This is a genomic window from Acetobacteroides hydrogenigenes (assembly GCF_004340205.1).
In the GTDB taxonomy this organism is placed as follows: domain Bacteria; phylum Bacteroidota; class Bacteroidia; order Bacteroidales; family ZOR0009; genus Acetobacteroides; species Acetobacteroides hydrogenigenes.
The window spans coordinates 1-1,433 of sequence record NZ_SLWB01000031.1 but is presented as its reverse complement, the minus strand read 5'-3'; the positions used below and the strand labels follow the sequence as shown (position 1 = coordinate 1,433).

General features: G+C 54.6%; 1 protein-coding gene. It reads right to left on the bottom strand.

The genetic code is table 11. The features are described 5' to 3' along the window. Positions 1–38: 38 nt before the first annotated feature. Positions 39–1,187 (bottom strand): IS110 family RNA-guided transposase, encoded by a 1,149-nt coding sequence (locus tag CLV25_RS15870; RefSeq protein ID WP_131840650.1) that lies wholly within the window; start codon positions 1,185–1,187, stop codon positions 39–41. Between the last annotated feature and the right edge of the window lie 246 nt (positions 1,188–1,433).

The window sequence follows — 1,433 nt, the reverse complement described above, 5'->3', positions numbered from 1 at the left end:
GAGGTACTGTGATAAAAAGCAAGCATTTCGAGTAAAAATTACGTAACTTGTGGTCGACGAAGGAGGACTTCAGCCGACTGGTTGAACGAAAGTCCATCCTGTGTAGGCAGCTCGGTTGGGCTGCCTACCCTTTTTTCGCTCTCTTCGCCTTGACGAAGGAGGGCCTTCGCCTCCTGATTCCCGAATGTCTTTTTCTGGTACGCCTCGTCCTTTTTCCAAAGCGTATACATGAGCAGCAGCAGCTTGCGCGCTACCGCAACTTCTCCCACCCTTTTGCTGGGCTTTCCTTCGTTAACCCGCTGGTAGAACTCCCGCAAGCGGTCGTTGTGCCGGGCGGCAGATCGTGCAGGCATGTGCAGGGCGCCCCTAATCCGGGAGTTCCCCTTCTTCGAGATCCTCGTTTTCCCCTTAATGCTGGTTCCTGAATCGCGCTGCACCACGTCGTAGCCAGCGTAGCTGGCGAGCTGCTTCCGGCTCTTCACCAGGGCAAAGCCCTGCGTTTCGGCTACTACGGTAGCTACGGTTAACAGGGCGACCCCCTTAATAGACTGCAGGTTCGTCATCTTCTGCCAAAGCCAATCCTCCTTTCGGGCCAGCTTCTCCACCTCCTGGTCGCATCGGTCAATCTGCCTGTCCAGCTCCTTTACCACTGCCTTGAGCCCCCTCGATACCAGGCGCTCCACCGACTCCGCCGATTCTCCGCTGGTAATGCGGTTCTGGAAGGCCGTCCGCTCCTGGACTAGGTCAGCGCGAAGCCGGGTGATCCCCCTTAGCTGCCGGAAGATGGGCAGCGGTGGCTCCCAGAGCGGCAGCTGCCGCTCTGCGCCCAGCTGGGCAATAACCCGCGCATCTACCGCATCGGTTTTCGTCTTCACGTTTAGGCTCTTCCCGTAGTGCTTTACCTTATTGGGTAGGATTACCGAAACGGGCTGGTTAAGCCGGTGCAGGTGGTAGGCCAGCGGCTCGAAGTAGCAGCCGGTTGCCTCCATCAAAAAAAGCAGCTCCAGCTGCGGTGCTCCCAGCTTCCGGCTCCATTTGACGAGCTGGTTAAAGCCCTTATTCCCGTTGTCAAAGCTTTCAACGGAACTTAACCGAATCCGTCCGTCCGCGAACTTCTGGCAGACGCAGGCGGTAAAGGTGGCCTTCGATATATCGATGCCCACGCATTGCTTGATGGCTTCCTCCATGGCGTAGCTTTTATTTGGTTGAGACCGCTTTCCCTATCGTCTTCCCTTTTGTTTTACGCTTGCTTATCCGTGATAGCCTTAAGTACTGTTCAGACTCTGGAGAAAGGAAGAGGGAATGGACATTTCTCCTGGTTCGGTATAGCAGGGCTTACCTAGGGGATTAAACTCATTTCCCTCTTGGTCTTCTTTTCCTCAAGAACAATCAAACACCTTCTTTTGTCATTTCTTAAAGGTAAAAGGGGATAA